We start from the raw sequence: 15,897 nt of genomic DNA, 5'->3' as shown, positions 1-15,897 counted from the left end.
CATGGCCAAGCCATCGGACAAGGACAAGGCCATCCAATCCCTGGACGACATCTACCGGGAGATGTTTGCCGGCCCGGACGTCGAGCCGGCGACCCCGGCCGCCGGCGGGGAGACCGTGCCGGCGGCGACGCCGGGCGACCCCTTTGCCATCACCATCACGCCGGACCGGATGGCCGCCTTTCTGCGGGCCTCCGGAAGTGGGGCCTGGGCAGTGGGGGCGGAGGACATCTTCCAGGCCCTCCACCGGCACGGGGTGGTCTTTGGGGTCGATCGGGAGGCGGTGGGGCGGGCCGCTCGCCTGCTGCAGACCACCGGCGGCGCCCGGGAGGCGCTGCTGGTGGCCCGGGGCCTGGAGCCGACAGCCGGCCAGGAGCCCCAGTTCCCCTTTCTGGCCCGGCGCAAGGACCCGGCGACCGGCCAGCCCGTGTGGCTGGCCGAGGGACAGCTGCTGGACTTTTCCGCCCTGGCCCAGACCTTGGCCGCCAGCTCCCAGGAGGAGATGGCGAGAACCGTCTGCCCGGCGCGGGTGGTGCTGCCGGACGAGGTCCTGGCCGTGCTCAGCCGCGGGGGCGGCCCCGAGCCCGGGACCGATGTGCTGGGCCAGCCGGTCGCCGCCGAGCCGCCCCTCATGGCCGGGGAGCATGTCCGCTTCGTCACCGCCGACAGCTCGCTCCGTTCCATGATCTACGGCTACGTGCATCTGGAAGGCCATCGCCTTTCGGTGCTCTCCCCGCTGTGGATCGCCCGGGACCGCATGAGCGCCTTCCTGGTCCGGCTGCCACAAACAGGCACCGCCCGGCCGCCCACGGTCCAGCACCTGGTGAGTCTGCTCCAGCTCCAGGGGGTCAGCGAGGGGGCCATTCGGCAAGACCGGTTGGAGCAGGCAGTGGCCCAGCTCCAGCAGTGGGACGAGGCACCGCGGCTGGTGCAGGTGGCCTGGGGCTTCCCGCCGGTGCCGGGCCGGAATGCCCGCCTGACCCGCTTCTTCGAGACCGGGGTGCGGGCCGGCACCCTCAAGGAGGGCGATTTCTTCGACCTCAAGGAGCGGCACCTGGTCACCAGTGTCCGGGCCAAGACGGTGCTGGCGGAGAAGATCCTGGCCACCCGGGGGTCGCCCGGTGCGGATCTTTTCGGCCGCAAGCTCAAGACCACCGATGGCATCGACATCGCCATCGCCTGCAACGACTTGGTGGCGACCGAGGTCAGCGCCGAGAAGGTGCTGTACATCGCCCGGGTCAACGGTGTCGTCTCCTTCGACCTGGGCCAACTGCGGGTGACCGAGTGCCTGGAGGTGCCGGGGGACGTCGACTATGCCACCGGCAACATCGAGGTGACCACCTCCCTGGTGATCGCCGGCTCGGTGACCGCGGGCTTCACCGTGAAGGCCGGCGGCGACCTGCGCATCCAGGGCACGGTGGAGCTGGGGGCCACGGTGGTGGCCCAGGGCAACCTGGTGGTGGAGCAGGGGATCATCGGCGCGACGACCCGGGTGGCGGCTGGCGGCTCGCTGCGCACAGCCTTTATCCAGGATGCCTCGGTGGTGGCCAAGGGAGATATCCTGGTCCTGTCCTACATCCACAGCGCTTCCATCCGCTCCGGCGGCACGGTGACCGTGCTCAAGGACCGGGATGGCCGGGGGGGAAAAATCGTGGATTGCACGGTCTGCGCTACCAGGGGGATCAATGCCAGCGCCGTCGGCTCCATGGCCAGCCAGAATACGCTCCTGGCCCTGGACAACAGCCCGGAGGACTTGGCGGCCCTGGCAAAGATTCGGGAGGGGATCAAACAGGCTTCGGAGAACATTCTCAAGCTGACCCGGAGCCTGGGGATCAGCTCGGTGACGCCGGAGCATCTCAAGGCCCTCCTGGCGGCAGCCCCAGCCGAGAAGCGGGAGGCCCTGGTCCGCCTCCTGCAGGCCTTGAACCAGACCATCAAGCAGCGCGCGGCCCTGATCGAGGACGAGCGGGCCCTGGCCGCCCGCATGGAGCGGGATCTCGGGGAAGGGGTCATCCGGGTCACCGGCACCTTCTTCCAGGGCAACACCGTGCAGATCGGGCAGCGGCGGCTGGTGGCCCCGGAAGATCTCAGCCCGGCGACCTTTCAGCTCCGGGACGGGGGCATCGTCTACTGAGGGCTTACGGTGCGACCACCGGCACCTGCAGGGTGAAGGTGGTGCCCTGGCCCTTCTCGCTGGCCACCGTGATGGCGCCCTGGTGGCTCTTCACGATGATCTCATGGGCAACGCTCAGGCCGAGCCCGATCCCCTTGCCGATCTCCCTGGTGGTGAAGAACGGCTCGAAGACCCGGGACAGGTGCTCCTCGGGAATCCCTTGCCCCGTATCCTGCACGGTGATGAAGATCCGGTCGCCACTCGCCCGGGTGCGGATCCTGATCTCCCCCTGCGCGTCGATGGCCTGGCCGGCATTCACCAGGAGATTCAGGAAGACCTGGCTCAGCTGTTGCGGGTGGCAGAGGGTTTCCGGCAGGGTGCCGTAGTCGGTGACCACCTTGACCTTGGGCTGCAGTTGGCTCCCGGCCATTCTGATGGAGCTGTCCAGAAGAAGGTTGAGGTTGGCCGGCTGGCGCTCGGCCTGGTCCACCCGGGAATAATCCTTGAGGTTTTGGACGATCTCCTGCACCCGCGCCGCGCCTTCCAGCGACTCGGCGATGAGATCCCCGACGTCCGCGGTGATGGCCTCGTATTTCACCTGCCGTTTCAAGGCCGCCAGCGCCTGGCGGCCGGTGTCGTCGGCGCCGCCGGCCTCGATGATGGCGGCCTGCGCCGCGGCCACCTCCAGGATCCGTTGGCAGTATTTCCGCAGCGACGCGAGGTTGCTGATGACATAGCCCAGCGGGTTGTTGATCTCATGGGCGACGCCGGCGGCCAACTGGCCGACGGTGGCCATCTTTTCCTGTTGCAGCATCTGGAGCTGGGATGCCTTCAGGTCGGCATAGGCGGACTGCAGCTCCTTGTTCTGGCCCTCCAGGATGTGCATCATGTTGTTGAACTGTTCGCCGATCTGGAAGATCGGGTCGGAGGTCACGTCCCGGAAGAACGGGCACCCCTGGCAGTGTGTCCCGGCCTGCGCAGGGCAGAAGCCTTGGGCACCTTCCTGGTTGTAGGAGCCCACCTGCTGCCAGCAGCGCATCGGCTCCTGGCCGTAGCACGGGCAGGCCGGATTCTCACACTGCATGGCCTCCCAGCATCTCTTCAGCGCCGGATGGGCGAAGCGCACGCCGAAGTTCTTCTCCGCCGCCACCCGTTGGATCAGGGCAAAGATCTCGTCCAGGGCCGACTGGACCTTCCGGCGGTCGGATTCGGCCAGGTCTTTTTCCTTCTGCAGGTCGTCCCTGGCTTCTTCCAGCCTGCGCAGGGTGTCTTGCAGGAGGAGGTTCTTGTCCAGAAGCTCGTGCTCCCGGTCCCGGATCCGGCGCTCCAGGCCGTGCTGGTAGGCGTGCAGGCCCCAGAGGGCGGCAGCTGCGGCGGCAAAGGAGACAGCGAGGGCAGCCAGCGAGATGGAGCGGAACCGGGCCTGCTGGGCAAACAGGATCTCGTAGGGCATACCCACCTGGATGCGCCAGCCCAGCGGCCGGAAGGTCTGGTCGGTGCGCAGCCAGCCCGGAGCCGGCGACGCTTCGGCCATGCCGGGGGAGCGGGCGATCAGCCGGCCGTCTTCCGCAAAGACGGCGCAGGCGATACCGCTTCGCTCCAGCTTGGCGAGGATCTGGCGGATCAGGTCCTGCAAGGGCTGGTAGACCAGCAGCACCCCCTCGGACCAGTCCTGGTACCGGACCGGGCTCACGGTCAGAACAGCCCAGCCGTCCTGGGCATCGAAGAGGGCGAGGTGCCACGGCTCGGCCTCGGCGCTGCCCTGGCTGCTGGCGATGAGCCGCTGCCAGGCCGCGGGATCGATGTGGACGGCAAGGGGGCTCGGCCTTTCACGCCGGGCGCCGTGCTGCATCTGGAGAACCGGGGAGCCGTCCGGCAGGGTGAGCTGGATGCGGGTGTACTGCGGCTTGGCCCGGTAGACCTTGGCCAGAAAGGACTCGAAGGTGGCCATCCTGGCCGCCGCCTCTTCGGTCATTCCGAAGACCCGGGCGGTGAAAAAGGCCCCCAGCGCCTCGTGGGCCAGGAGGGTTTTCATGTCCTCCGCGGTCTGGCGCAGATTGTCTTCGAAGGCGGCGAGGGCGGTGCGGCCCGCAGCGTCGAGCTGGGCGCCGGCCCGGGCCCTGATGTCCCGGGTCATGAAGAAGGTGCTGACCGCGGTCTGGCAGAGGATGACGCCAGCCAGAATCCCTCCGACCACCGCGATGAGGCGAGTCGCACGCAAGATGTGCATGGGAGCGCTCTGGCCCTCCGTGCCCTCGGCCTCGAAACGTCCTGCCGAGCCTCCTTCCAGTATACCCGATCGGCCGCGGCGCGAGCAGGTGCGGACCGGGACAGCGGCCGCCGCCTACGGGTGCCCGGCTGCGGGATCGGCCACGGTCAGCACGCCTGCCGCCGGCAGCCTACCTGCGGCCAGCCGGGCCAGGGCCTCGTTGGCGGCGGCCAGGGGGAGGGCCTCGATGGTTGGCAGCAGGGGGATCTGGCCGGCCAGGGCCAGGAGCTCGCGGGCATCCTCCGGGGTGCTGTTGGTGACCGAGGTGATGGTCCGCTCGCCGTACAGCAGATGGTAGGGCAGCTCCGGGAGCGGGCTCATGTGGATGCCGGCCAGGGCCAGGCAGGCGCCCCGCTCCAGATGGCCCAGGGCCAGGGGCACCAGGGGGCCGGCCGGGGCGAAGATGATGCCGGCCTCCATGGTGGTGCCGGGATCCTCCTCGGCTCGGCCGGCCCACACCGCCCCCAGCTGCCGGGCCAGCTCCTGGTGATGGGCGCTGCGGGTGAAGACGTAGACCCGGCAGCCCCAGAAGCGGGCGATCTGCAAGGCCAGATGGCCGGAGGCGCCGAAGCCGTAGAGGCCCAGCCGGCCGCCGGGATGGATGCCGGAGCGGCTGAGGGCCCGGAAGCCGATGATGCCGGCGCACAGAAGGGGCGCGGCCTGGGCGTCCGGCAGGCCTTCGGGCAGGGGATGGGCCGCGGCGGCTGGCACCACGGTGAATTCCGCAAAGCCGCCGTGGCGGTGCCAGCCGGTGCAGCGGATCTTCGGGCAGAGGTTGGGGCGGTTCTGCACACAGAACCGGCAGCGGCCGCAGCTTTCCTGCACCCAGGCCACCCCCACCCGGCGGCCCAGGGCCGGCTCTTCCACTCCGGGGCCCAGGGCCACCACCCGGCCAACGATCTGGTGGCCGGGCACGAGGGGCAGGAGCGGCAGCGGCAGGTCCCCCTCCACGATATGGAGGTCGGTGTGGCAGATGCCGCAGACCGTCACCTGCAGGAGGATCTCGCCCGGGCCGGGGGCAGGCACCGGCAGGCGGGCCAGGCGCAAAGGCCTTTCGCCGATGGGCCGGGGTGCTTCCAGAAGCTGGACCTGCATGGCGGCAGGGAGCATGGCGGGTCTCCGGGCTGGTCAGGAGCGGCGGCCGAGCACCAGGATCAAGCGCGAGGCGCCGGTGAGCGGCAGGGTGAAGGCGTGGCTGGCCAGGAGCTGGAAGGGGGCGTCCGGGGAGGCAGCCTGCCAGGCCTCCGCCTCGGCCTGGCCCTTGGGCCCCTTCATGAGCACCAGCTTTTCGGCCTGGGGGCAGGCGGCAGCCAGGCGGACGATCTCGGCGATGCTGCCCAAGGCGCGGGTGGTGATCCACGAAACCGGCTCTGCCGGTGCCAGCTCCTGGAGCCGGCCCTCCAGCACCTGGCAGCCGGCGAGGTCCAGGGTGCGGATCACGTGGCGCAGGAAGGAAACCCTTTTCCGCCGCGGCTCAACGAGCAGGACCGCCAGCTCCGGCCAGGCAATCTTCGCCACCAGGCCGGGAAAGCCGGCGCCGCTGCCCAGGTCCAGGAGGGAGGGCGGCTCCGGCAGACCCCGCAGCACCGGCACCAGGGTGAGGGAGTCCAGGAAGTGGCTGGCCAGGAGCACCGGATCCGGGGCCGGCGCCACCAGATCCACCCGGCGATTCCAGCGCTTCAGCTCGGCCAGGTACATCGTAAGCAGCGGCAGGGCCGCCGGCGGCAGGCTTACCCCCAGGCTTTGCGCGCCGGCGGTCAGGATCTCGGCTGCCGCGGCATCAGACCGCATTGCCCCGCCGCACCTGCACCGAGCGGGCGTGGCCGGTGAGCCCTTCCAGAGTGGCCAACCGCTCGACATGGGCGGCATCGGCCAGGAAGGCCTCCCGGGCGTAGGCGATCACCGAGGTCTTCTTGAGGAACGTTTCCACGCCCAGGGCCGACGAGAAGCGGGCGGTGCCCATGGTGGGCAGGACGTGGTTGGGGCCCGCCACATAGTCGCCCATGGCCTCCGGCGAATGGGGACCGATGAAGACGGCGCCGGCATGGCTGACCCGGCTCAGCCACTGGAAGGGCTCGTGGACCATGAGCTCCAGATGCTCGGGCGCGATCTGGTTGGCCAGGAACAAGGCCTCGTCCAGGTCTTCCACCAGCAGGATGGCGCCCCGGTTGGCCAGCGACTCCCGGGCGATCTCCTGGCGCTCGAGGCCGGCCAGCTGCCGCTCCAGCTCGACGAGCACCGCGGCGGCCACCCGGCTGTCGGTGGCCACCAGCACGGCCAGGGCTGCCGGGTCATGCTCGGCCTGGGCCAGGAGGTCGGCGGCGATGAAGGCCGGCTCGGCGGTGCCATCGGCGACGATCAGGACCTCGCTGGGGCCGGCGATCATGTCGATGCGCACCCGGCCGGAGAGCTGCCGTTTGGCCTCGGTGACGTAGCGGTTGCCAGGCCCGCAGACCACGTCCACCCGGGGGATGGAGTCGGTGCCCAGGGCCAGGGCGGCGATGGCCCAGGCGCTGCCCACCTTGTAGATCTCGGTGACACCAATCTCCTGGGCCGCCACCAGAAGGGCCGGCTCCACCCGGCTCTCGGCGTTGGGCGGCGTCACCATCACCCGCCGCTCGACGCCGGCGATGGCGGCCGGAATGCCATTCATGAGCACCGAGGAGACCAGAGGCGTCTTGCCGCTGGTGCCGCCGGGTACGTAGAGGCCGGCCGCTGGCACCGGATGGACCATGCGGCCGGTGATGGTGCCGTCATCCCGGGTCATCACCCAGGACTCCTCCCGCTCCCGCTCGTGGAAGGAGTGGATGCGGTCGATGGCCAGCTCCAGGCTCTGGCGCAAGGCCGCCGGCACCTCCCGGTAGGCATCCCGCAGCTCCTTCTTGCTGACCCGGAACTGCCCGCGGCGGAAGCCCGGGCAGTCGAAGCGCCGGGTGTAATCGAGCAGGGCGTTGTCCCCCTCCACCGTGACCCGTTCGATGATGGCCGCCACCTCCTCCTGGCAGCGGCGGTCAGCGATCTGGAAACGGTCCAGGAGCCGGGCCAGGATGGCGCTTCCTTCGGGTGTGCCGATGCGCACCGGTGTCAGCATCTCCTCCTCCTTCCATAGTGGTATGGGATCCAACCGCCTCAAGGGACCGGCAGAACGGATCTGAAACGTCAATGACCGGTCCCTTCAACCTTTGAAATTCCTTGTTGGACATTCTGCGGTTCGTCCGTCTTGCCCGGCCTCATTCTCCTGGCAGCGGCAGGCGTTGGGATAGCGCCGGCCGCTGCCGAAGGCCTTGCTGGTGACCTTGAGGCCGATGGGGGCCTGCTTGCGCTTGTACTCGTTGCGGTTGATGCGGTTGATGACGTCCGCCACCACCGCAGCCGGAAAGCCCATGGCAGCAATCTCCGCCCGGGAGCGGTTTTCTTCCAGATAGGCGGCGCAGATCGGGTCCAGGATCTCGTAGGGCGGCAGGTCGTCCTGGTCGGTCTGGCTGGGCTTGAGCTCGGCGGAAGGCGCCCGGCTCAAGACCCGCTCCGGGATGAGCGGCCCCTCCCGGTTCAGGAGACGGGCCAACCGGTAGACCAGCATCTTGGGCACATCGGAGATCACCGCCAGGCCGCCGCTCATATCGCCGTAGAGGGTGCAGTAGCCCACCGCCATCTCGCTCTTGTTGCCGGTGCTGAGGAGCAGATGGCCAAAGCGGTTGGCGATGGCCATGAGCAGATTGCCGCGGATGCGGGCCTGGATGTTCTGCTCGGCGACATCGTGGGCCGGCCCGGCGAAGCGGGGGGGCAGGGTTTCGAGATAGCTGGCCAGCACCCCGGAGATGGGGATGACCTCGAAGGAGAGCCCCAGGTTGGCGGCCACCGCGGCGGCGTCCTCCAGGCTGGCAGCACTGGTGTAGGGCGAGGGCAGGGCCACCCCCAGGACGTTCTCCGGCCCCAGGGCCCGGGCGGCCACCGCTGCGGTCACCGCCGAGTCCACCCCGCCGGACAGGCCCAGTACCCCTTGGCGGAACCCGCACTTGTGGGCGTAGTCCCGGGTGCCCATGACCAGGGCGGCCAGGACCGCGGCGGCCTCGTCCTCGCCGCCATTCTGGAGCACCGGGTGCAGGTCGCCCTTGCCCGTCGTGCTGTCCCAGACGACCATGTCCTCGGCAAAATCCGTGGCTCGGGCCTGGACCGCGCCCGTGGCATCCAGGGCCAGGCTGCGGCCGTCGAAGAGCAGGGAGTCCTGGCCGCCCACCTGGTTGCAGTAGATGAGGGGCAGGCGGTGGGAGCGGCAGGCGTTGGCCAGCATCTCCTGGCGACTCCGGTACTTGCCCCGGTGGAAGGGCGAGGCGGCGATGTTGACCAGAAGATCCAGACCACCGGGTGCGGCCGCCAGCTCCGCCACCGGATCGGCCAGATAGAGCTGATGGCGGAAGAAGGTGGGGTCGTTCCAGATGTCCTCGCAGATGGTGATCCCCAGGCGCAGCCCCTTGTACAGGCAAGGCGGGCTGCCGGCGCCCGGCTCGAAGTAGCGGCTTTCGTCAAAGACGTCGTACACCGGCAGGAGGCGCTTGGCGGCCGAAAAGAGGATCCGGCCGTCCTCGAAGAGCAGGGCGCTGTTGTGGAGGGGCTTGCCCTGGGGGCGGCGGGAGCGCTCGATCACCCCGCACAGAACGCCGATCCCGTGCTCCTGGGTGATCAGCTGCCGGAGGGCGGCGTCGTGGCTTTCCAGGAAGGCCGGTCGCTCCAGGAGGTCCTGGGGCGGGTAGCCGGCCAGGGCCAGCTCCGGCAGCACCACCAAGTCGCAGCCCTGGCGGCGGGCGGCGTCGATCCAGAAGCGCATGCGGCCGGCGTTGTGGCCAAAGTCCCCCACAACCGGGTTGATCTGGGCAATGGCGATCTTCATCGCCTGCTTATAGCGCACCCGGGGCGGCCTGCGCAATCCCAAGACCGCGCTTACCGGTGCCTAGATCCTGCTTAGCGCCCTGTGCACTGTTTGTCCCATTGTGGCATGGCTGGAGGGGATGATATCCTCGAATCTGGGATTTCCGTCCACGGTGGACCGGCGGGGGCCAACGGCGCCGGCTCAAGCTCGCGGGCCGGGCAGGCAGGCGCCGGCACAGCCGCGGCGTCCGGGCCTGGCGCCGGGTGCTTACCTGGGGCCGGGGCATGCTTAGCCCTGTTTGAGCCATTTGCCAATTGCCAGTCCGAGCCCAAAAATGTTACCTGCGCCGTGTGAAATACGGTCAACACGGAGCGGCCATAATGTGAGTCCCGCCGTTACCTGGTGGCATGGGCCGGAAATCGGAAAAAGGGGTTGTGGCTGAAGGGGGTCGCCGCCATGGGGCGGTGATTTCCGGGGCGGTCCAAGGAGGTCAAGCGATGAGTCGGAACGGCAACGGGTTGGCAAGGATGGGAAGGGGCCTCTGGCTGGCAAGTCTGGTGGCGTTGGCCGTTCTGGCGGGTGATCCCGGGGCAGCCTTCGGGCTGGCGGTGGAGTGCGCCAACTGCCACGAGCCGGTCATGGGCGCCGCACATTCCCGGCCGGCCACCCCGCTGGGCTGCATGCAGTGCCACATCTCCAGCGTGCTGGCGGGCCGGCATCAGCTGGTGGACCACGACAAGACGATCCTGCCGCCCAACGGCGGCTGCGACCAGTGCCACGTGGCCAACGTCTACGTGCAGCACCAGGGCCTCTACGACCCCAACGCCACCAACCTCAACCGGGGCTGCCAGGTCTGCCACAACGACAACCCCACCTATGACGCGGTGATCGCCACCGGCAAGGCCGGCACGCCGGTCGACTGCTTCGCCTGCCACAATCCGGCCGCAGCCAACCACGCCACCGCCCACGACCAGCTCTCCACCGCCACCGCCTGCGCCGCCTGCCACAGCAGCGTCGATTTTCCGGCCATCTTCGCCCTGCACCGGGACGACTGCGCCAAATGCCATGCCAGCACCCGCCAGGCGGTGATCGACACCATCGACGCCGGCAAGGCAGGCTCCCCGGTCAACTGCGAGAACTGCCACGGCGCCCATAACGCCACCCTGGATCACAACAACCTGTCCACCAGCGGCAACTGCTCCTCCTGCCATACCACCGGCGACTTCGCTGCCATCCTCGCCACCCATCTGGGCAACTGCAGCCTGTGTCACGGCAGTGGCCGCAGCGAGGTCGTGGCCACTATCGCCGCCGGCAAGGGCTTCACCGGCGTGCCGGTCAACTGCGAGAACTGCCACGCCGGCCACCCCGATCCGGCGACCGACCACAACAACTTGGCCACAGCGGCCGCCTGCTCGTCGTGCCACGCCACCACCGATTTTGCCGCCATCTACGCCACCCATCGCAGCCAGTGCGGCATGTGCCATGCCAGCACCAAGGCGGACGTGACCGCCACCATCGATGCCGGCCGGGGCTTGGCCGGCGCTCTCCAGGACTGCCAGGGCTGCCACACCGGCGGCACCGGCAGCGCCCTGACCCACGGCACCGACTTTGCCAGCGTCGAGCCGGCCCACGACAATCTGCAGGCGGATGCGTCCTGCGGCGGCTGCCACCACGGGGTGACCGGCGTGGCCCGGCTCTCCCAGCATCCCTCCTGCGCCACCTGCCACGGCAGTGGCAACGCCCTGGTGCAGCAGGCGATCACGGGCGGCGCCACGACAGCCCAGTTGTGCACCAGCTGCCACACCGCGGGCGGCGCCATCTTCCACGCCACCGACTTTGCCGGTGTGGAGCCGGCCCATGACAACCTGCAGGACAACGGCACCTGCACCGGCTGCCATGCCACGGCCGGTACGGCCCGGCTCTCGCAGCATCCCTCCTGCGCCACCTGCCACGGCAGCGCCAACGCCCTGGTGCAGCAGGCGATCACGAGCGGCGCTGTTGCCGTCCAGTCCTGCACCGCCTGCCACACCGCTGGCGGGGCCCTGGCGCACGGCACCGACAACACGACCGCCGCCGCGGCGCACAACAATTTTATCGCCAGCGGCAACTGCAGCACCTGCCATGGCCAGGCCACGGCGGAGGCGCGCCTGGGGCTCCACCAGTCCTGCCTCCAGTGCCACACCAGCTCCCGCCAGGCAGTGATCGACACCATCGCTGCCGGCAAGCTGGGCACCCAGGTGACTTGCGACAACTGCCACGCCGGTCACCCCGATCCGGCCACCGATCACGACCGGCTGGCCACGGCGGCAGCCTGCTCCAGCTGCCACGCCACCGGCAGCTTTGTGGCGATCCTGGCGGCCCATAGCGATGCCTGCGGCCTGTGCCATGCCAGCAGCAAGGCCTCTGTGACGGCCACCATCAGCCAGGGGGTGGCCGGCCTGGCCGTGGATTGCGTGAGCTGCCACGACGGCACGGCCAGCGGCGCCGTTGCCCACGGCATCGCTTGCGACACCGCCGGCCCAGTCCACAACATGTTGGCCACCACCGGCAACTGCTCGCCCTGCCATGCCTCCGCCGACTTCGGGGCCGTCTGCTCCCTGCACCTCAGCGACTGCGCCAAGTGCCACAGCAGCACCCGGCCGGAGGTGGCTCAGGCCATCAGCCAGGGGGTGGCCGGCCAGGCGGTGAGCTGCGAAAGCTGCCACAGCCCGCACGGGGCGGCCGAGCACAACATGCTGGCCGCCACCGGTGACTGCGCGGTCTGTCACACCGACAAGGTGACCGGCACCACCTTCCAGTACATCCACAGCTACCATCCGCCGCTGGCGGTCTATGGCGGCTCGGCGGTCGACCGCTGCCTGACCTGCCACCAGAGCAGCCGGCCGGAGGTGCAGGCCACCATCGCCACGGGCCGGACGGGCAGCCCGGTGGATTGTCAGGGCTGCCACGTGGCGAGCCACCCGGCCATCACGCAGCCCCATCTCATCCACGACAACGTTCTGGTCAACACCGGCTCCACCTGCGGCCTGTGCCACGTGGCCAACATGGATACCCACACCGACATGCGCACCTCGGCCAACTGCTCGGGCTGCCATGCCAGTGCGGACCAGAACGCCATCAACGCCCTCCATGGCAACGACTGCCTCCGTTGCCACATCTCCGGCAAGGCCACGGTGCTGGCCACGGTCCGCACCGGCATCGCCGGCACGCCGATCAACTGCGAGGGCTGCCACACCGGTACTGCCGGAGGCGCTGTCCGGCACGCCACCGATTTTGCCGGCATCGAGCCGGCCCATAACAACCTGCAGGCGGATGCCTCCTGCGGCAGCTGCCACGCGGCCACCGGGGTGGAGCGCCTCTCCCAGCATCCGACCTGCGCCACCTGCCACGGCAGCGCCAACAGTGTGGTGACCGCGGCGATCGCGGCTGGCGCCACGGCGGTGCAGACCTGCACCGCGTGCCACAAGACCGGCGGCGCCGTCTTCCACGGCACCGACTTTGCCAGCGTCGAGCCGGCCCACGACAACCTGCAGGACAACGGCTCTTGCGCCGGCTGCCACCATGCCACCAGCGGCGTGGAGCGCCTGAGCCAACATCCGACCTGCGCCACCTGCCACGGCAGCGCCAACAGTGTGGTGACCGGGGCGATCGCTGCCGGCGCCACCGCAGCCCAGGCCTGCACCTCCTGCCACCGGAGCGGCGGCGCCGTCTTCCACGGCACCACCAACGCCACCGCAGCAGCCGTGCATGACCGGTTCGTTGCGTCCGGCACCTGCTCCAGCTGTCACATCCAGGGCAGCGCCGAGCAGCGCCTGGCCCTGCATACCCTGGGCTGCAGCCAGTGCCACGCCAGCACCAGCAGCCAGGTGATCGCCACCATCGACGCCGGTCAGGCGGGTACGCCGGTGAGCTGCGAGAACTGCCACGGCGGCTTGAACCACGTGGCCGATCATGACATGACCGTCGTGCCCCAGCCCAGCTGTGGCAACTGCCACGACTCCAACGTCTACATCGAGCACGTGGACCGGCGGGGCTTGGCCTGCTCGATCTGCCACGGCAACCCGCTCTATGCCGACGTCATCGCCGCCGGCGCTGCCGGCACCCTGGTCACCTGTCTCGATTGCCACGACAACCCGGGGCCCATGCACCACACCACCAGCCAGGCGACCACCGGCAACTGCGTTTACTGCCATACCGATCCGCGGCCGTGGGCCGCTGCCCCCACCCTGGCCGCCTGCCGGCAGTGCCACATCGGCACCGATCGCTTCGTGATTCGGCGGACCACCACCAGCCCCAGCCATTCGTTCAATACCACCGGCGCCATCACCGACTTCGGCGCCTGCTTCGCGTGTCACGCGCCAGTGCCTTACCACGGCAAGCCGACCCAGACTCCGTACTGCTGGGACCTCAGCCCTGCCTATCTCGCGGTCAATGCTCCTGGCAAGGGCTCCTTCAACATCTGGGCCCGCACGATGCAGTATGCGGACTCCCACTGGGAAGGAACGCCGTATCAAAGCCAGGCGGATCGGTACTGCGCGCCACGCAGCCGCAGCGACTGGTGGAATCCGCAGGTCAGCTTCCGCTGGGCCACGGTGGTCTACAACGGCGCCGCGACCCAGGTGCCCACCTTCGATGCCACCGGCGCCACTGCCACCACGCCACCCCACAGCCAGATCATGGTGGCCGGCAACTGCTCCACCTGCCACACCACGACCAACATCGTCAGCGGCACTCACGGCAACCGGTGCACCGGCTGTCACCTGAGCCGGGATCCGGAGGTGATCGCGGCCATCGACGATGCCATGTCAGGCATGATCGTGGACTGCACGACCTGCCATGGGGATGCCGGCCACAACCCGACCGTGGACCACAACAATCTGAGCGCAGCACCCGGCTGCGGCACCAGTGGCTGCCACAGCCTGGGCACCGGCACCTTCGACAACATCTATGCCCTGCACCAGAGCAGCTGCGGCCTGTGCCACACCAGCAGCCGCGCCGAGGTGACGAGCACGATCACCGCCGGCAAGGCGGGTACGGCGGTGAGCTGCACGAACTGCCATGGCAGCCAGCACCACACCGGGCCCGACGCGGTGAACGGCCGCTGCACGGTGTGCCATGACGACCCGCGGCCGGCGGTCTGGGCCGGGGCACCGGTGGGTCAGCTGGCCTGCCGGGAGTGCCATACCGACGCCAGTGGCCGGATCTGGACCTGGACGGCGGCAGCCCCCAACCATGCCTGGAACACCGGCGCCGGCATCCAGGACTTCGGGGCCTGCTTCGCCTGCCATGCGCCGCAGCCGTATCATGGCAAGCCCACCACCGCTCCCCTTTGCTGGGACCTGGACAACAACTTCTTCGCGGCTCCGGGCAAGGGCGCCTTCAACCTCTTCCGGACCACCTTCCAGAAGCCCCAGAAGTACTACGAGCACACCAGCTACGAGCGCCAGGGCAAGGACATCTGCCGGAACGCCCGCAGCAACTGGTCCAACCCGGCCGTCTCCTTCAACTGGGCGCAGATCTCCTACGCCGGCAGCCCGGCTTATGGACAGACGGTGCCCACCTTCGGCCCGCCCTCCGGCGGCGATGCCTGTGCCGTCAGCACCACCGGTACGTACATCGAAGCGGAGAGGGTGGACACCCTGGGCGACAACTGGGAGCTGCGCTCCGACGCCAACGCCAACAGCGGCCAGTATCTGCGGGCCTTGCGCAACGCCGGCAGCAACCCGACCGGTACCTCGGCCCAGTACCGCTTGCAGTTCCCGGAGACCGGCACCTACTACCTCTGGTTCCGGGTCAACGCCAACGGCTCCTCCGGGGACGACACCCTGTGGTACGGCCTGGACGGCACCCGGGTCGGGGACATGGACTCCCCAGCCAACAACAGCTACACCTGGGTCCGGACCCGTTCCAACACCGGCCCCAGCAACACCGCCATCACGGTGAGCAGCACCGGCATGCATACCCTCAACATCTGGTCCAAGGAGGATGGCCTGCGGCTGGATGGGGTCTACCTGACCAGGAGTACCAGCTCCATCTCCGGCAGCATCCCCTCCGGAGCCAAGGTGGTGGATCCGAGCCAGTGCCCCAACTGACCATCGCCGCCGGTCGTTGACCGGCCTGCTTTGCCCTCCCCGGGGGGGGACGCGCATGATGCCAGCGCGTCCCCCCCTTTTTTTCATGCACAGGGGCGGCGCGGCGCCACAGGATGGGTGGAGCGTAGCGCGACCCACCTCGACCCGACCGGCTGACGGGTTGCGGCTGTGTGTCGGCTGGACCAGTGGCTCGCTTGCGATGAACGTCGTCCCGTGAGCCTGATCTGGAGAGAGTTGCCATGCGCGGGGCGCACCCAACTGGATGAAACGCCGGAAGTTGGCCATGGTGGTCTCCCATAGGTCCTATAGGTCCTATAAGACCCATGGGGCCATGGGAGCCATGGGAGCTATGGGAATCATGGGATTTGTGGATTGCCATGTGCGGGGCACACCCACGTGGGTGAAACGCCGGAAGTCCGCTCTGGTGGCCGTTATTCCTGAGAGGATTGGGCCAGCTCGCTCCCCCGAGAGCCAAACGGCACCGGCGCCGGGTGTCGCAACGCCGGCGGGCGGTCGGGGCGGCGCCGGGGGGTGGATCCCCCCGCGATCGGGCTCTGGA

7 protein-coding genes are annotated in these 15,897 nt (G+C 69.2%); 2 read left to right on the top strand and 5 right to left on the bottom strand.

Features of this window, described 5'->3' with window-relative positions:
- The first annotated feature begins 1 nt into the window (after position 1).
- Positions 2–2,131, top strand: a complete 2,130-nt coding sequence (locus tag AB1634_04650; protein ID MEW6218810.1) for a FapA family protein — start codon at positions 2–4, stop codon at positions 2,129–2,131.
- Between the two features lie 4 nt (positions 2,132–2,135).
- Here AB1634_04650 and AB1634_04645 read toward each other — a convergent pair whose 3' ends face one another.
- The 5 genes from AB1634_04645 to AB1634_04625 form a co-directional block, all read right to left on the bottom strand.
- A complete protein-coding gene (locus tag AB1634_04645; GenBank protein ID MEW6218809.1) occupies positions 2,136–4,340 on the bottom strand; it encodes an ATP-binding protein in 2,205 nt (734 codons plus the stop codon).
- Positions 4,341–4,454: 114 nt separating this feature from the next.
- On the bottom strand, positions 4,455–5,489 hold the full coding sequence (locus tag AB1634_04640) for a zinc-dependent alcohol dehydrogenase family protein (GenBank protein ID MEW6218808.1): 1,035 nt from the start codon (positions 5,487–5,489) through the stop codon (positions 4,455–4,457).
- A gap of 18 nt (positions 5,490–5,507) precedes the next feature.
- Positions 5,508–6,170, bottom strand: a complete 663-nt coding sequence (rsmG, locus tag AB1634_04635) for a 16S rRNA (guanine(527)-N(7))-methyltransferase RsmG (protein MEW6218807.1) — start codon at positions 6,168–6,170, stop codon at positions 5,508–5,510.
- Complete coding sequence (hisD, locus tag AB1634_04630) at positions 6,160–7,470, bottom strand: histidinol dehydrogenase (GenBank protein ID MEW6218806.1); 1,311 nt, start codon at positions 7,468–7,470, stop codon at positions 6,160–6,162. Before hisD ends, rsmG begins: the two co-directional genes overlap by 11 nt.
- 84 nt (positions 7,471–7,554) lie before the next feature.
- Positions 7,555–9,285: an NAD+ synthase gene (locus tag AB1634_04625; protein ID MEW6218805.1), complete on the bottom strand. Its 1,731-nt coding sequence runs from the start codon at positions 9,283–9,285 to the stop codon at positions 7,555–7,557.
- Positions 9,286–9,743: 458 nt separating this feature from the next.
- On the opposite strand from AB1634_04625, the gene AB1634_04620 reads away from it, so the two are divergent.
- Complete coding sequence (locus tag AB1634_04620) at positions 9,744–15,338, top strand: cytochrome c3 family protein (GenBank protein MEW6218804.1); 5,595 nt, start codon at positions 9,744–9,746, stop codon at positions 15,336–15,338.
- The last annotated feature ends 559 nt before the right edge of the window (positions 15,339–15,897 follow it).

The organism is Thermodesulfobacteriota bacterium, assembly GCA_040755095.1.
Classification (GTDB): domain Bacteria; phylum Desulfobacterota; class Desulfobulbia; order Desulfobulbales; family JBFMBH01; genus JBFMBH01.
This window is presented reverse-complemented; position numbering and strand designations above follow the sequence as displayed.